This is a genomic window from Streptomyces californicus, assembly GCF_000717645.1.
GTDB lineage: Bacteria > Actinomycetota > Actinomycetes > Streptomycetales > Streptomycetaceae > Streptomyces > Streptomyces californicus.
Map to the genome: position 1 here is coordinate 11,129 of NZ_JNZZ01000018.1, position 14,875 is coordinate 26,003.

Here is a 14,875-nt window from a genome sequence, read left to right on the forward strand (position 1 = left end):
CTGTCACCGCCCGCAAGTAGGGTGTGAGACATGGCAGACCCCTCCAGCTACCGCCCCAAGCCGGGAGAGATCCCCGACTCCCCGGGGGTCTACAAGTTCCGCGACGAGCACCGCCGGGTGATCTACGTCGGCAAGGCCAAGAACCTGCGCCAGCGCGTGGCCAACTACTTCCAGGACCTGGCCAATCTCCACCCGCGCACGCGCACGATGGTCACCACGGCCGCCTCCGTCGAGTGGACGGTCGTCTCCACCGAGGTCGAGGCGCTCCAGCTGGAGTACTCCTGGATCAAGGAGTTCGACCCCCGGTTCAACGTCAAGTACCGCGACGACAAGAGCTATCCGTATCTCGCGGTCACGCTCAACGAGGAGTTCCCCCGGGTCCAGGTCATGCGCGGCGCCAAGAAGAAGGGCGTGCGCTACTTCGGACCGTACGGCCACGCCTGGGCGATCCGCGAGACCGTCGACCTGATGCTGCGGGTCTTCCCCGTCCGCACCTGCTCCGCCGGGGTCTTCAAGAACGCCGAGCGCACCGGCCGCCCCTGCCTCCTCGGCTACATCGGCAAGTGCTCGGCCCCCTGCGTCGGCCGGGTCACCCCCGAGGAGCACCGGGAGCTGGCCGAGGACTTCTGCGCGTTCATGGCCGGCCGCACCGGCACCTACATCCGCCGCCTGGAGAAGGACATGGCCCAGGCGGCCGAGGAGATGGAGTACGAGCGGGCCGCCCGTCTCCGCGACGACGCCGGGGCCCTCAAGCGGGCCATGGAGAAGAGCGCGGTCGTCCTCGCCGACGCCACCGACGCCGACCTCATCGCCGTCGCCGAGGACGAGCTGGAGGCCGCCCTCCAGATCTTCCACGTGCGCGGCGGCCGGGTGCGCGGCCAGCGCGGCTGGGTCACCGACAAGGTCGAGGCGGTCGACACCTCCGGCCTCGTCGAACACGCCCTCCAGCAGCTGTACGGGGAGGAGCGCGGCGACGCCGTCCCCAAGGAGGTCCTGGTCCCCGCCCTGCCCGAGGACCCGGACGCCGTCTCGCAGTGGCTCACCGACCGCCGTGGCTCCCAGGTCAGCCTGCGCATCCCGCAGCGCGGCGACAAGAAGGACCTGATGGCCACCGTCCAGCGCAACGCCCAGCAGGCGCTCGGACTCCACAAGACCAAGCGGGCCTCCGACCTGACCACCCGCTCCCGCGCCCTGGAGGAGATCGCCGAGGCGCTGGGCCTGGACGCCGCGCCGCTGCGCGTCGAGTGCTACGACATCTCCCATCTCCAGGGCGACGACGTGGTGGCCTCCATGGTGGTGTTCGAGGACGGGCTGGCCCGCAAGAGCGAGTACCGCCGCTTCCAGATCAAGGGCTTCGAGGGCCAGGACGACGTCCGCTCGATGCACGAGGTGATCGGCCGCCGCTTCAAGCGCTACCTCCAGGAGAAGGAGCGCACGGGGGAGGGGGACGAGCAGCCCGCGTCCGACGCCCCGGCCACGGAAGCCGCCCCGCCCGCCGCCGGACCCGCCCCCGGCAGCCCGGAGACGGCGGAAGGCCCGTCCGCCGTCGGCCCCGTCCCCGGCGTCCCGGAAGCAGCCGGAGGCCCGGGAGCGCTCGAAGGCCCGGCAGCCTCCGCAGGCTTGACAGCCCCCACAGCCCCCACAGCCCCCACAGCCCCCGAGGGCCCCGCCGCCACCGGCCCCGTCCCGGCGCCGCCCCTCGCCCCCGCCTCCCCGGACGACGCGACCGGCCCCCGGGAGGAGGACGGCCGCCCCAAGCGGTTCGCCTACCCGCCGCAGCTCGTCGTCGTCGACGGCGGGCAGCCCCAGGTGGCTGCCGCCCAGCGCGCCCTCGACGAACTGGGCATTCACGACATCGCCGTCTGCGGCCTGGCCAAGCGGCTCGAAGAGGTCTGGCTGCCGGACGACGACGATCCCGTCGTCCTGCCCCGCTCCAGTGAGGGCCTCTACCTCCTCCAGCGCATCCGGGACGAGGCCCACCGCTTCGCCATCACCTACCAGCGGGCCAAACGCGCCAAGCGGATCCGCTCCAGCCCCCTCGACGACGTGTCCGGCCTCGGCGAGACCCGCAAGCAGGCCCTGATCAAGCATTTCGGCTCGGTGAAGAAGCTCCGGCAGGCGACGATCGACCAGATCTGCGAGGTTCCCGGGATAGGGCGCAGGACGGCGGAATCGGTGGCCGCCGCCCTCGCCGCGACCGCTCCCGCGGCGCCTGCCGTGAACACGGCCACAGGAGAGATCATCGAAGAGGACGACGGGGACAGCTCATGACCGAGAACAGCCGTACGACCGCACAGAACGCCGCAGAACGAGCAGACGGAGCAGCAGACGTGAGCACGAACACCCCGGCCGAGACGGGCGAGGCCGCCATCCCCGAGCTGGTGATCATCTCCGGGATGTCGGGCGCCGGCCGCAGCACCGCCGCCAAGTGTCTGGAGGACCTCGGCTGGTTCGTCGTCGACAACCTGCCGCCCGCCCTGATCCCCACCATGGTCGAGCTGGGCGCCCGCTCGCAGGGCAACGTGGCCCGGATCGCCGTCGTCGTCGACGTGCGCGGACGCCGCTTCTTCGACAACCTCCGCGAGTCCCTCGCGGACCTGGAGGCCAAGCACGTCACCCGGCGCATCGTCTTCCTGGAGTCCTCCGACGACGCCCTGGTCCGCCGCTTCGAGTCCGTCCGCCGCCCGCACCCCCTCCAGGGCGACGGGCGCATCGTCGACGGCATCGCGGCCGAGCGCGACCTGCTGCGCGAGCTGCGCGGCGACGCCGACCTGGTCATCGACACCTCCAGCCTCAACGTGCACGAGCTGCGCGCCAAGATGGACGCCCAGTTCGCGGGCGAGTCGGAGCCGGAGCTGCGGGCCACGGTGATGTCCTTCGGCTACAAGTACGGCCTGCCCGTCGACGCCGACCTCGTCGTGGACTGCCGCTTCCTGCCCAACCCGCACTGGGTCCCCGAGCTGCGCCCCTTCACCGGGGTCAACACCGAGGTGTCCGACTACGTCTTCGACCAGCCGGGCGCCAAGGAGTTCCTCAACCAGTACACGGAGCTGCTCCAGCTGATCGCCGCGGGATACCGCCGCGAGGGCAAGCGCTACGTGACCATCGCCGTCGGCTGCACCGGCGGCAAGCACCGCTCCGTCGCCATGTCCGAGAAGCTCTCCGCGCGCCTCGCCGCCGAGGGCATCGAGACCGTGCTCGTTCACCGTGACATGGGGCGAGAGTGACCGGACGCAATCTGCGGATGCGGCGCCTGAGCCGCGCCGGCTCGGCGCTCTCCGGCCGCAAACGCGGTGCTCAGCCCAAGGTCGTCGCACTCGGCGGCGGCATGGGCCTCTCGGCGTCCCTGACGGCGCTGCGCCGGATCACCGGCGACCTCACGGCCGTGGTGACCGTCGCGGACGACGGCGGCTCCAGCGGCCGGCTGCGCGAGGAGCTGGGCGTGCTGCCCCCCGGCGACCTGCGCAAGGCGCTCGCCGCGCTGTGCGGCGACGACGACTGGGGCCGCACCTGGTCCCGGGTCGTCCAGCACCGCTTCGAGTCGCGGGGCGAGCTCCACGGGCACGCGGTCGGCAATCTGCTGATCGTCGCCCTCTGGGAGCAGCTCGGGGACCACGTCCAGGCGCTCGACCTGGTCGGCAAGCTGCTCGGCGCGAACGGCCGGGTGCTGCCGATGTCGGCGGTCCCGCTGGAGCTCCAGGCGCTCGTCAAGGGCCACGACCCGGAGCTGCCCGACGCGATCGTCACCGTGCGCGGCCAGGCCACCGTGGCCCTCACCCCCGGCGAGGTGCAGTCCGTGCACGTGGTCCCGCCCGACCCGCCGGCCGTTCCGGAGGCCGTCGAGGCGGTCCTGGACGCCGACTGGGTGGTGCTCGGCCCCGGCTCCTGGTTCTCCTCCGTGATCCCGCACCTCCTCGTGCCCGAACTGCTCGACGCCCTGGTGACCACCAAGGCCCGCAAGGTCCTCTCGCTGAACCTCGCCCCGCAGCCCGGTGAAACAGAAGGCTTCTCACCGCAGCGTCATTTGGAGGTTTTGGGGCGACACGCCCCTAAACTCGCCTTGGACGTGGTGCTGGCCGATGAGGCCGCCGTGCCCGATCGTGACTCCCTGGCCGACGCGGCCCAGCGGCTCGGGGCCGCGGTCGAGCTGGCGCCGGTGGCATCGCCCGACGGCGTTCCGGTCCATGATCAGGAGCTGTTGGCCGCCGCGTACGACCGTATTTTTCGGATGCATGGAAGGATCGGCCCATGGCGATGACGCCAGCGGTGAAGAACGAAATCTCTCATCTTCCCGTCACCCGGACCTGCTGCAGGAAGGCGGAGGTCTCGGCGATTCTTCGGTTCGCGGGCGGGCTGCACCTGGTGAGCGGCCGGATTGTGATCGAGGCGGAGCTGGACACCGGCAACGCCGCCCGCCGCCTCAAGCGCGACATCCTGGAGATCTTCGGGCACAGCTCGGAGCTGATCGTGATGGCCCCCGGCGGACTGCGGCGCGGCTCGCGCTACGTCGTACGGGTGGTGGCGGGCGGCGACCAGCTCGCCCGCCAGACCGGGCTGGTCGACGGCCGCGGCCGCCCGATCCGGGGCCTGCCCCCGCAGGTGGTCTCGGGGGCCACCTGCGACGCCGAGGCGGCCTGGCGCGGCGCGTTCCTCGCCCACGGCTCGCTCACCGAGCCCGGCCGCTCCTCCTCGCTGGAGGTCACCTGCCCGGGCCCGGAGGCGGCCCTGGCCCTCGTCGGCGCGGCCCGCCGGCTCTCCATCGCCGCCAAGGCGCGCGAGGTGCGCGGCGTGGACCGGGTCGTGGTCCGCGACGGCGACGCGATCGGCGCCCTGCTGACCCGGCTCGGCGCGCACGACGCGGTGCTCGCCTGGGAGGAGCGGCGGATGCGCCGCGAGGTCCGCGCCACGGCCAACCGGCTCGCCAACTTCGACGACGCCAACCTGCGCCGCTCGGCCCGCGCCGCGGTCGCCGCCGGGGCCCGGGTGGGCCGAGCGCTGGAGATCCTCGGCGAGGAGGTTCCCGAGCACCTCGCCGCCGCGGGGCGGCTGCGCATGGAGCACAAGCAGGCGTCGCTGGAGGAGCTGGGCGCGCTCGCCGACCCGCCGCTGACCAAGGACGCGGTCGCCGGCCGCATCCGCCGGCTGCTGGCGATGGCCGACAAGCGGGCCCAGGACCTCGGCATCCCCGGGACCGAGTCGACCCTCAGCGAGGAGATGAGCGAGGAGCTGGCCGACGGGCTGGTCGGCTGAGGGAGCGCTCCCGGACCGCCGGACGGCGGCCGCCCGCCGACTCCGGCGCGAGCGGGGGACGTTGGTCCCGGCCGGTCACGACCTCGGTCCCGGCCCGTCGTGACCCCGGTCCTTCCCGGCGAAACGGAGGCCCGTGCTCCTACTGGCGAGTACGGGCCTCCGGCCGTATCCGGTGGCGCGGAGAGGCCCTCTCGATGTCACCTCCCGGCCCCCGGAGAGGTAGGGTCGGAAGCGGTCGGGGACATCCCTATACAACTCGCCGGCGTCGAAAACCGGCGTACCTAACGAGGAGATCGGTTCGTGACGATCCGCGTAGGCATCAACGGCTTCGGCCGCATCGGTCGCAACTACTTCCGCGCGCTGCTCGAGCAGGGTGCGGACATCGAGATCGTGGCTGTCAACGACCTGGGTGACACTGCGACCACGGCCCACCTGCTGAAGTACGACACCATCCTGGGTCGTCTCAAGGCAGAGGTCAGCCACACCGCCGACACCATCACCGTCGATGGTCACACCGTCAAGGTGCTCTCCGAGCGCAACCCGGCCGACATCCCCTGGGGTGAGCTGGGCGTCGACATCGTCATCGAGTCGACCGGCATCTTCACCAAGAAGGCCGACGCCGAGAAGCACATCGCGGGCGGCGCCAAGAAGGTCCTCATCTCGGCTCCGGCCAAGGACGAGGACATCACCATCGTGATGGGCGTCAACCAGGACGAGTACGACCCGGCCCAGCACAACGTCATCTCCAACGCCTCCTGCACCACCAACTGCGTGGCGCCGATGGCCAAGGTCCTCGACGAGAACTTCGGCATCGTCAAGGGTCTGATGACGACGGTCCACGCGTACACCAACGACCAGCGCATCCTGGACTTCCCGCACAAGGACCTGCGTCGCGCCCGCGCCGCGGCCGAGAACATCATCCCGACCACCACGGGCGCCGCGAAGGCCACCGCCCTGGTGCTCCCGCAGCTCAAGGGCAAGCTCGACGGCATCGCGATGCGCGTCCCGGTCCCGACCGGCTCCGCCACCGACCTCGTCGTCACCCTGTCGCGCGAGGTCACCAAGGACGAGGTCAACGCCGCGTTCAAGAAGGCCGCCGACGACGGCGCCCTCAAGGGCTTCCTGACGTACACCGAGGACCCGATCGTCTCCTCGGACATCGTCGGCGACCCGTCGTCCTGCACCTTCGACTCCGCCATGACCATGGTCCAGGAGGGGACGTCGGTGAAGATCCTCGGCTGGTACGACAACGAGTGGGGCTACTCCAACCGCCTCGTCGACCTCACGGTCTTCGTCGGCGAGCAGCTCTGACCCTCGGGCCGGCCGGCACATCGATGTGAGTAGGAGGCTCGACCGGCGCAATGACGCGCCGGTCGAGCCTCCTAGCATGTTCATCCGTCCCTGCAAGGAGCTACGGAAGACCAGATGAAGACGATCGACGAACTTCTCGCCGAAGGGGTCGCGGGCAAGCGGGTATTCGTCCGCGCCGACCTCAACGTGCCGCTCGACGGCACCACGATCACCGACGACGGCCGCATCCGCGCCGTCGTCCCGACGATCGCCAAGCTCGCCGAGGCCGGCGCGCGGGTCGTCGTCGCCTCCCACCTCGGCCGCCCCAAGGGCGCCCCGGACCCGGCGTTCTCGCTGGAGCCCGCCGCGACCCGCCTGGGCGAACTCCTCGGCGCCGACGTCGCCTTCGCGACGGACACGGTCGGCGAGTCCGCCACCGCCACGGTCGCCGGTCTCGCCGACGGCCAGGTCGCCGTCGTCGAGAACCTCCGCTTCAACCCCGGCGAGACCTCCAAGGACGACGCCGAGCGCGGCGCCTTCGCGGACCGGCTGGCCGAACTGGCCGACGTCTACGTGGGCGACGGCTTCGGCGCGGTGCACCGCAAGCACGCCTCGGTCTACGACCTCCCGGCCAGGCTCCCGCACTACGCGGGCTACCTGATCGCCACCGAGGTCGGCGTCCTCAAGAAGCTGACCACCGACGTCGAGCGGCCCTACGCGGTCGTGCTCGGCGGCGCCAAGGTCTCCGACAAGCTCGGCGTGATCGACCACCTGCTGGAGCGCGCCGACCGCATCCTCATCGGCGGCGGCATGGCGTACACCTTCCTCAAGGCCCAGGGGCACGAGGTCGGCAGCTCGCTGCTCCAGGAGGACCAGATTCCGGCCGTCCAGGAGTACCTGCGGCGCGCCGAGGAGAAGGGCGTGGAGTTCGTCCTCCCCGTCGACGTCGTGGTCGCCCCGTCCTTCCCGGACCTCAAGACCAAGGCCCCGGCCCACCCCACCACCGTCGCCGCCGACGCCATGCCGGCCGGCCAGATGGGGCTGGACAACGGGCCCGAGACCAACAAGCTCTACGCCTCGAAGCTCGCCGACGCGGCCACCGTCTTCTGGAACGGCCCGATGGGCGTCTTCGAGCACCCCGACTTCGCCGACGGCACCCGCGCGGTCGCCCAGGCGCTCGTCGACTCCCCGGGATTCAGCGTCGTCGGCGGCGGCGACTCCGCCGCGGCCGTCCGCATCCTGGGCTTCGACGAGAATGCTTTCGGACACATTTCGACCGGTGGCGGCGCGAGCCTCGAATACCTCGAGGGCAAGACGCTTCCCGGGCTCGCCGCACTGGAGGACTGACCTTTCATGACCACCCGCACCCCGCTGATGGCGGGCAACTGGAAGATGAACCTCAACCACCTCGAGGCCATCGCCCACGTCCAGAAGCTCGCCTTCGCGCTGACGGAGAAGGACTACGAGGACGTCGAGGTCGCCGTCCTCCCGCCCTTCACCGACCTGCGCTCCGTACAGACCCTGGTCGACGGCGACAAGCTGAAGATCAAGTACGGCGCCCAGGACATCTCCGCGCACGAGTCCGGCGCGTACACCGGTGAGATCTCCGGCTCCATGCTCGCCAAGCTGCGCTGCACCTACGTGGCCGTCGGCCACAGCGAGCGCCGCCAGTACCACGGCGAGAGCGACGAGATCTGCAACGCCAAGGTGAAGGCCGCCTACCAGCACGGCCTGACCCCGATCCTCTGCGTCGGCGAGGGCCTGGACGTCCGCAAGGCCGGCGACCAGGTCGCGTACACGCTCGCGCAGCTCGACGGCGGGCTGAAGGACGTCCCGGCCGAGCAGGCCGAGACGATCGTCATCGCCTACGAGCCGGTCTGGGCCATCGGCACCGGCGAGGTCGCCACCCCCGAGGACGCCCAGGAGGTCTGCGGCGCGATCCGCGGCCGGCTGGCCGAGCTGTACTCGCGGGAGCTGGCCGACGCCGTCCGCATCCAGTACGGCGGCTCGGTGAAGTCCGGCAACGTCGCCGCCATCATGGCGCAGCCCGACGTGGACGGCGCCCTGGTGGGCGGCGCGGCACTGGACGCCGACGAGTTCGTCAAGATCGTCCGCTTCCGCGACCAGTGAGTATGCGGTAGCGCGGATCCGTCGTACCCTTGCGGGGGCCGGAGGGGCTAGCGCCCTTCGGCCCCCGGTGCACGTACACGCAGTAGTCAAGAATTCCGGAAAGTAGGGACCAGCCGTGGTTTTGGCGTTCCAGATCGCTCTGATCGTCTTCAGCCTGCTGCTGATGCTGCTGGTGCTCATGCACAAGGGCAAGGGCGGCGGCCTCTCCGACATGTTCGGTGGCGGAATGCAGTCCTCCGTCGGTGGCTCCTCGGTCGCCGAGCGCAACCTCGACCGGATCACCGTCGTGGTCGGCCTGATCTGGTTCGCGTGCATCGTCGTCCTCGGCCTGCTCATCAAGCTGGACGGCTGACGCGCCGCCGGCGCATCCGGTGAGCGTGTAACTCCTTTCACTGGACGCGCGTTGGGCCTTACGTAGACTGGGGCATCGCTCGCGCACCATCACGCAGGGAGTTACGACCGTGGCAAGTGGCAACGCGATCCGGGGAAGCCGGGTCGGAGCGGGGCCGATGGGGGAGGCCGAGCGGGGCGAGTCCGCGCCGCGTCTCCGCATCTCCTTCTGGTGCTCGAACGGGCACGAGACGCAGCCGAGCTTCGCCCATGACGCGCAGGTGCCGGACACCTGGGACTGCCCACGCTGCGGCTTCCCGGCCGGCCAGGACAAGGACAGCCCGCCCGACCCGCCGCGCACCGAGCCGTACAAGACGCACCTGGCGTACGTACGCGAGCGGCGCAGCGACGAGGACGGCGAGGCCATCCTCGCCGAGGCCCTCGCCAAGCTCCGCGGCGAGATCTGACGCCTCCTAGGGCCTGTCTGACCATTCCCGTCTGCCTCACGACGCCATGCACGCACTCTCGCCGCACCGGCCCCAGACCCGAGTACGTCCAGTACGAGGGCCTGGAGGCGGCACGCCGAGAGCACGCACCTGACGCCGCGCGGCCGCCCTACGGGCGACGACGGGAATGGTCAGACAGGCCCTAGCACCGCACCCACCACCTTCGCACGGCCGGACACCCCCGCGGGTGTCCGGCCGTGTCGCGTTCCCGCGCCACCGGCCCACCGCCACCGCCGCCGGCCACCTCGATCAATTAGGTTGGAAGGGCAGCGGGGATGCTGAGCAACGAGAAGAAGTGGGCTGATATCCGGGATGAACGCAGCAAGCCGAACCAAGCTCAACCAGACGCCCGAGTGGACGGCTCTCGCCAAGCACCGTGAGGAGCTCGGCGCGCCCCAGCTGCGCGAGCTGTTCGCGCGGCAGCCCGACCGGGGCACCGCCTACACCCTGCGGGTCGGCGACCTCCACCTCGACTACTCCAAGCACCTGGTCACCGACGAGACGCTGCGCCTGCTGCGCGAGCTGGCCGCCGCCACCGGGGTAGCGGAGCTGCGGGACGCCATGTTCCGCGGCGAGAAGATCAACACCACCGAGGACCGGGCTGTCCTGCACACCGCGCTCCGCGCCCCGCGCGACGCGGTCATCGAGGTGGACGGCGAGAACGTCGTGCCCGCCGTGCACGCCGTGCTCGACAAGATGGCCGCCTTCGCGGACAAGGTCCGGGCCGGCGAGTGGACCGGCCACACCGGCAAGCCGGTCAAGAACATCGTCAACATCGGCATCGGCGGCTCCGACCTCGGCCCCGCCATGGCCTACGAGGTGCTGCGCTCCTTCACGGACCGCGACCTCACCCTCCGCTTCGTCTCCAACGTCGACGGCGCCGACCTCCACGAGGCCGTCCGAGACCTCGACCCGGCCGAGACGCTGTTCGTCATCGCGTCCAAGACGTTCACGACGATCGAGACCATCACCAACGCCACCTCCGCCCGGGACTGGCTGCTGACCGAGCTGAGGGCCGGTCAGGACGCCGTCGCGAAGCATTTCGTGGCCCTGTCGACCAATGCCGAGAAGGTCGAGGAGTTCGGCATCGACACGGCCAACATGTTCGAGTTCTGGGACTGGGTCGGCGGCCGCTACAGCTACGACTCCGCGATCGGCCTCTCCCTGATGGTCGCCATCGGCCCGGACCGCTTCCGCGAGATGCTGGAGGGCTTCCACCTCGTCGACGAGCACTTCCGCACCGCCCCCGCCGAGGAGAACGCCCCGCTCCTGATGGGCCTCCTCGGCGTCTGGTACGGCAACTTCTTCGACGCCCAGTCGCACGCGGTGCTCCCGTACAGCCACTACCTGTCCAAGTTCACCGCGTACCTCCAGCAGCTCGACATGGAGTCCAACGGCAAGTCCGTCGACCGCGAGGGCGACCGCGTCGAGTGGCAGACCGGGCCGGTCGTCTGGGGCACCCCCGGCACCAACGGGCAGCACGCGTACTACCAGTTGATCCACCAGGGCACCAAGCTGGTCCCGGCGGACTTCATCGGCTTCGCCGCCCCCGTCCACGACCTGCTGCCCGGATTGATCGCCCAGCACGACCTGCTGATGGCCAACTTCTTCGCGCAGACCCAGGCCCTCGCCTTCGGCAAGACGCCCGAGGAGGTCCGGGCCGAGGGCGTGCCCGAGGAACTGGTCCCGCACAAGACGTTCCGGGGCAACCACCCCACGACGACGATCCTCGCCGACAAGCTGACGCCCTCGGTCCTCGGCCAGCTCATCGCGCTGTACGAGCACAAGGTCTTCGTCCAGGGCGCCGTCTGGAACATCGACTCCTTCGACCAGTGGGGCGTCGAACTCGGCAAGGTCCTCGCCAAGAAGATCGAACCGCTGCTGACCGGGGAGGGCACGGCGGCCGGCGCCGACGAGCAGCTCGACAGCTCCACCGCGGCCCTGGTCGACGCCTACCGCACGCTGCGGGGGCGCTGACCCGATGACCGAGGGGGAGGGGACGGCGGTACGGCTGCGGCCGCCGCGCAACACGCTGGACGGCCGCGCCGTCGGCTGGTGGCGGACCCAGTGGCTGCTGCTGACGGCCGCGCCCGTCGTACCGCTCGTGGTCCTGGGCGCGCTGATCGCGCCCGCCCGGTTCTGGCTGCTGCTGCCCGCCGCGGTCCTGGCCGCGGCGGGCACGGCCACCGCCGTCCTCCTCCCCCTGTGGTGGTTCCGCACGCACCGGTGGGAGATCACCGAGGAGGCGGTCTACGTCCGCACCGGGTACTTCCGGCAGGAGTGGCGGATCGCCCCGATGTCCCGGATCCAGACCGTGGACACCGTACGGGGCCCGCTGGAGCAGCTCTTCCGGCTGGCCACGGTCACCGTCACCACCGCCTCAGCCAAGGGCGCCGTACGGATCGAGGGGCTGGACCACGAGGTGGCCGCCGACCTCGCCCGGCGGCTCACCCGCATCACCCGCGACACCCCCGGCGACGCCACATGAGCACCGCCGCCCCGCCCGCCGACTGGCACCGCCTCGACCCCCGTACGGTCCTGGTCACCGCCCTCGTCGTGGCCGGGGTCGTCGCGGGCGCGGCCGTCCCCACGACGCTCGGCCTGGCCGGATGGCTCGGCCTCCCGGCCGCCGTGCTCTGGGTGCTCGCCGCCGCCGTCCTGGTGATCGGGGCGGCGGCGGGCGCCGACCGGGTCCGCTGGCACCGCACCCGCTACCGGATCGGTCCGGAGCGCGTCGACCTCCACACCGGCCTCCTGATCGTCAAGCGCCGCTCCCTGGCCCGCGGCCGCATCCGCACCGTCGACCTCACCGCCAACCCGATGCTGCGCCTCCTCGGCCTGGTCACCGTCCGGATCGGCACCGGCGAACAGGGCTCGGAGTCCACCCTCGAACTGGACCCGGTCACCCGCGCCGAGGGCGAACGGCTGCGCCGCGTCCTGCTGGAGCGCGCCGTCACCGCGCCGGCGGGCGTCCACCGCGAGGGCGAGCTGGCCGTCCTCGACCCCCGCTGGATCCGCTACGCCCCGGTCTCCTTCGTCGCCCCCATGCTCGGCGGGGCCGCCGCCGGCGCCGTGCTCCAGGTCAGCGACTGGGTCGGCGCCCGGGCCGACGTCATCGCGTGGATCGGTGACCGCTTCCGCGAGACGCCGCTGCTCTGGACGATCGTCGCCCTGGTCCTCGCCGCCCTGGTCTCCGGCGTCGTCGGCGCGCTCGGCCTCTGGATCGAGATGTGGTGGAACTACCGCCTGGAGCGCGAGCCCGGCGGCACCCTGCGGGTCCGGCGCGGACTGTTCACCTCGCGGTCCATCTCCGTCGAGGAGGCCCGGCTGCGCGGCGTCGACCTGGTCGAACCGCTGGGCGTCCGGCTGTTCGGCGCGGCCCGCCTCGACGCCGTCACCACGGGCCTCGCCAAGGACCACGAGGCCAGGAACGCCGACCACAACACCCTGCTGCCGGCCGCGCCCAGGAAGCGGGCGGACGTCGTCGCCGCCGACGTCCTGCGCGAGGCGGTCGCCCCGACCGGCGCGGCGCTCACCCCGCACCCGCGCGCCGCCCGGGGCCGCCGGCTGCGCTGGGCGCTCGCCGCGGCCCTCGGCCCGGTCCTGCTCCTGGCCCTGCTCGGCGCGCTGCTCACCCCCGTACTGCTGTGGATCGCGCTCGGCTGCGCGGCGGTGGCCGTCCCCGTGGCGGTGGTGCTCGCCCTGGACGCGTACCGGGGGCTCGGCCACGCGCTCTCCGGCCGCTACCTGGTCACCCGCTCCGGTACGGTCCGCCGCTCGACGGCCGCGCTCGAACGGGCCGGGGTGATCGGCTGGACGGTCAAGCAGTCGGTGTTCCAGCGCCGCGCCGGACTGCTGAGCGTCACGGCCACCACGGCGGCGGGCGGCGGCGCGTACACCGCGTACGACGCCGACGCGTCCGAGGGCCTGACCTTCGCCGCCGAGGCCGTACCGGGGCTGCTGGAGCCGTTCCTGGAGCGCGGGGCGCCGTCCTCGGGACCGTGACGGACGGCACAGGAGACCCCCTGGGCAGCCGGGCCCGGGACGGCGACGATATCGATCATGAACTCCACCAGCCGCCGTACCGTCCTCACCGCCCTCGCCACCGCGGCCGTCAGCGGGCCCCTGCTGACCACGCTCACCGCGACCGACGCCCACGCCACGGGTGACCTGGACGTCTACGCCTCCAACACCGACCTCTACAAGAAGCTCGCCGGCCAGGAGGGCGTCGAATTCGCCCGCCGCTACCGCAGACACGAGTACGTCGACCACTCGCTCCCGCAGAGGTTCCCGTACAACCGGACCACCGTCATGGCCCTGCACGGCGGCGGCATCGAGGTCGGCACCTCCGAGCTCTGCCTCGCCATCGCCGGCTACCACCCGGCCACCCTCGCCCCGCTGACGGACGGCCACGGGGTCTTCGACTACTGGATGTTCGAGGGGCTGCGCGCCTCCGGCAACCGGGACCTCCACGTCACCGCGAAGAACTGCGACGACCACGTCGCCCTCTCCATGGCCGCGAGCAGCCTCAACGTCCTGAGCCTGCACGGCTGTACGGCGGCCCAGGCGGGCACCGTCCCGCAGGCGGTCGTCGTCGGGGGCCTGAACATCCGCTTCAGGACCCTGCTCAAGGCCGAGTTCGACGCGGTCGGCATCGCCTGGCGCGACGGCGACGAGACGCCCGACCTGGCCGGGGTCAATCCGGCCAACCCGGTCAACCGCACCATGCTGGCCAAGGGCGGCCAACTGGAGCTCACCACGGAGCTGCGCGCCGCCATGTTCACCGACAACACCCGTGCGGGCCGGGCCGGCAGCACCACCCCGGTCTTCGACCGCTTCGTCGGCGCCTGCCGGGCCGCGATCACGAAGCTGGAGCAGGGAACGGACCAGGTCGTCCTCTGACCCGGCCCGCCGGGCCCGTACCGGGGCTGCTGGAGCCGTGCCCGGGGCATTCCCCGGGAAACGCCCCGGGCCCGGCCCGTCCTCAGCCGCCGTGCGTCGTGTCGATGACGCAGAAGCGGTTGCCCTCGGGGTCGGCGAGGACCACGAAGTCCGGGTCCGGCGGGTACAGGTCCCACGCGACCCTGGTCGCCCCGAGCCCGATCAGCCGCTCCACCTCGGCCTCCTGGGTGTCGGAGTAGAGGTCGAGGTGGACCCGGGGGACCTCCTGCACCGGGGACGTGGAGCGCCCCAGAGCCACGCCGACGCCCGGACCCTCGACCGGGACCAGCACCACCCAGCCGTCCGTCCCCGGCTCGCGCTCGGTGTAGGTGAGCGCCGCCTTCCAGAAGGCGGCGGCCCGCGCCACGTCCGTCGCACCCATCACCACGGTTCCGATATGCACCATGGGCGTGAGCCTTTCACGCCGA

14 protein-coding genes are annotated in these 14,875 nt (G+C 71.7%); 13 read left to right on the forward strand and 1 reads right to left on the reverse strand.

Going from position 1 to position 14,875, the window contains the following annotated elements; translation table 11 throughout:
• Positions 1 to 30 precede the first annotated feature (30 nt).
• The 13 genes from uvrC to IF19_RS0123385 all read left to right on the forward strand — a co-directional run bounded on the left by uvrC (position 31) and on the right by IF19_RS0123385 (position 14,408).
• A complete protein-coding gene (gene uvrC, locus IF19_RS0123325; RefSeq protein ID WP_030118076.1) occupies positions 31 to 2,271 on the forward strand; it encodes an excinuclease ABC subunit UvrC in 2,241 nt (746 codons plus the stop codon).
• Entirely contained in the window at positions 2,268 to 3,227 is a 960-nt protein-coding gene (gene rapZ, locus IF19_RS0123330) for an RNase adapter RapZ (RefSeq protein WP_170757466.1), read from the forward strand. The genes uvrC and rapZ overlap by 4 nt, the downstream gene beginning before the upstream one ends.
• On the forward strand, positions 3,224 to 4,258 hold the full coding sequence (locus tag IF19_RS0123335) for a gluconeogenesis factor YvcK family protein (RefSeq protein WP_030118078.1): 1,035 nt from the start codon (positions 3,224 to 3,226) through the stop codon (positions 4,256 to 4,258). Before rapZ ends, IF19_RS0123335 begins: the two co-directional genes overlap by 4 nt.
• Positions 4,249 to 5,250, forward strand: coding sequence for a DNA-binding protein WhiA (gene whiA, locus IF19_RS0123340; protein ID WP_030196255.1), 1,002 nt, complete (start codon positions 4,249 to 4,251; stop codon positions 5,248 to 5,250). The genes IF19_RS0123335 and whiA overlap by 10 nt, the downstream gene beginning before the upstream one ends.
• Positions 5,251 to 5,550: 300 nt before the next feature.
• A complete protein-coding gene (gap, locus tag IF19_RS0123345; protein WP_030118081.1) occupies positions 5,551 to 6,561 on the forward strand; it encodes a type I glyceraldehyde-3-phosphate dehydrogenase in 1,011 nt (336 codons plus the stop codon).
• Positions 6,562 to 6,675: 114 nt separating this feature from the next.
• Entirely contained in the window at positions 6,676 to 7,887 is a 1,212-nt protein-coding gene (locus tag IF19_RS0123350) for a phosphoglycerate kinase (RefSeq protein WP_030118082.1), read from the forward strand.
• 6 nt (positions 7,888 to 7,893) lie between these two features.
• Positions 7,894 to 8,670, forward strand: coding sequence for a triose-phosphate isomerase (gene tpiA / locus IF19_RS0123355; RefSeq protein ID WP_030196258.1), 777 nt, complete (start codon positions 7,894 to 7,896; stop codon positions 8,668 to 8,670).
• Between the two features lie 115 nt (positions 8,671 to 8,785).
• On the forward strand, positions 8,786 to 9,022 hold the full coding sequence (gene secG, locus IF19_RS0123360) for a preprotein translocase subunit SecG (protein ID WP_030118084.1): 237 nt from the start codon (positions 8,786 to 8,788) through the stop codon (positions 9,020 to 9,022).
• Between the two features lie 109 nt (positions 9,023 to 9,131).
• A complete protein-coding gene (locus tag IF19_RS0123365) occupies positions 9,132 to 9,467 on the forward strand; it encodes an RNA polymerase-binding protein RbpA (protein ID WP_073217477.1) in 336 nt (111 codons plus the stop codon).
• A gap of 351 nt (positions 9,468 to 9,818) precedes the next feature.
• Positions 9,819 to 11,483, forward strand: a complete 1,665-nt coding sequence (gene pgi / locus IF19_RS0123370; RefSeq protein ID WP_030277842.1) for a glucose-6-phosphate isomerase — start codon at positions 9,819 to 9,821, stop codon at positions 11,481 to 11,483.
• A gap of 4 nt (positions 11,484 to 11,487) precedes the next feature.
• Positions 11,488 to 11,994, forward strand: coding sequence for a PH domain-containing protein (locus tag IF19_RS0123375; protein ID WP_030117329.1), 507 nt, complete (start codon positions 11,488 to 11,490; stop codon positions 11,992 to 11,994).
• Positions 11,991 to 13,511 (forward strand): PH domain-containing protein, encoded by a 1,521-nt coding sequence (locus IF19_RS0123380; RefSeq protein WP_030117330.1) that lies wholly within the window; start codon positions 11,991 to 11,993, stop codon positions 13,509 to 13,511. Before IF19_RS0123375 ends, IF19_RS0123380 begins: the two co-directional genes overlap by 4 nt.
• A gap of 57 nt (positions 13,512 to 13,568) precedes the next feature.
• Positions 13,569 to 14,408, forward strand: coding sequence for a poly-gamma-glutamate hydrolase family protein (locus IF19_RS0123385; protein ID WP_030117331.1), 840 nt, complete (start codon positions 13,569 to 13,571; stop codon positions 14,406 to 14,408).
• 82 nt (positions 14,409 to 14,490) lie between these two features.
• On the opposite strand, the gene IF19_RS0123390 is transcribed toward IF19_RS0123385, so the two are convergent.
• Positions 14,491 to 14,853, reverse strand: coding sequence for a VOC family protein (locus IF19_RS0123390; RefSeq protein ID WP_030117332.1), 363 nt, complete (start codon positions 14,851 to 14,853; stop codon positions 14,491 to 14,493).
• Positions 14,854 to 14,875 lie beyond the last annotated feature (22 nt).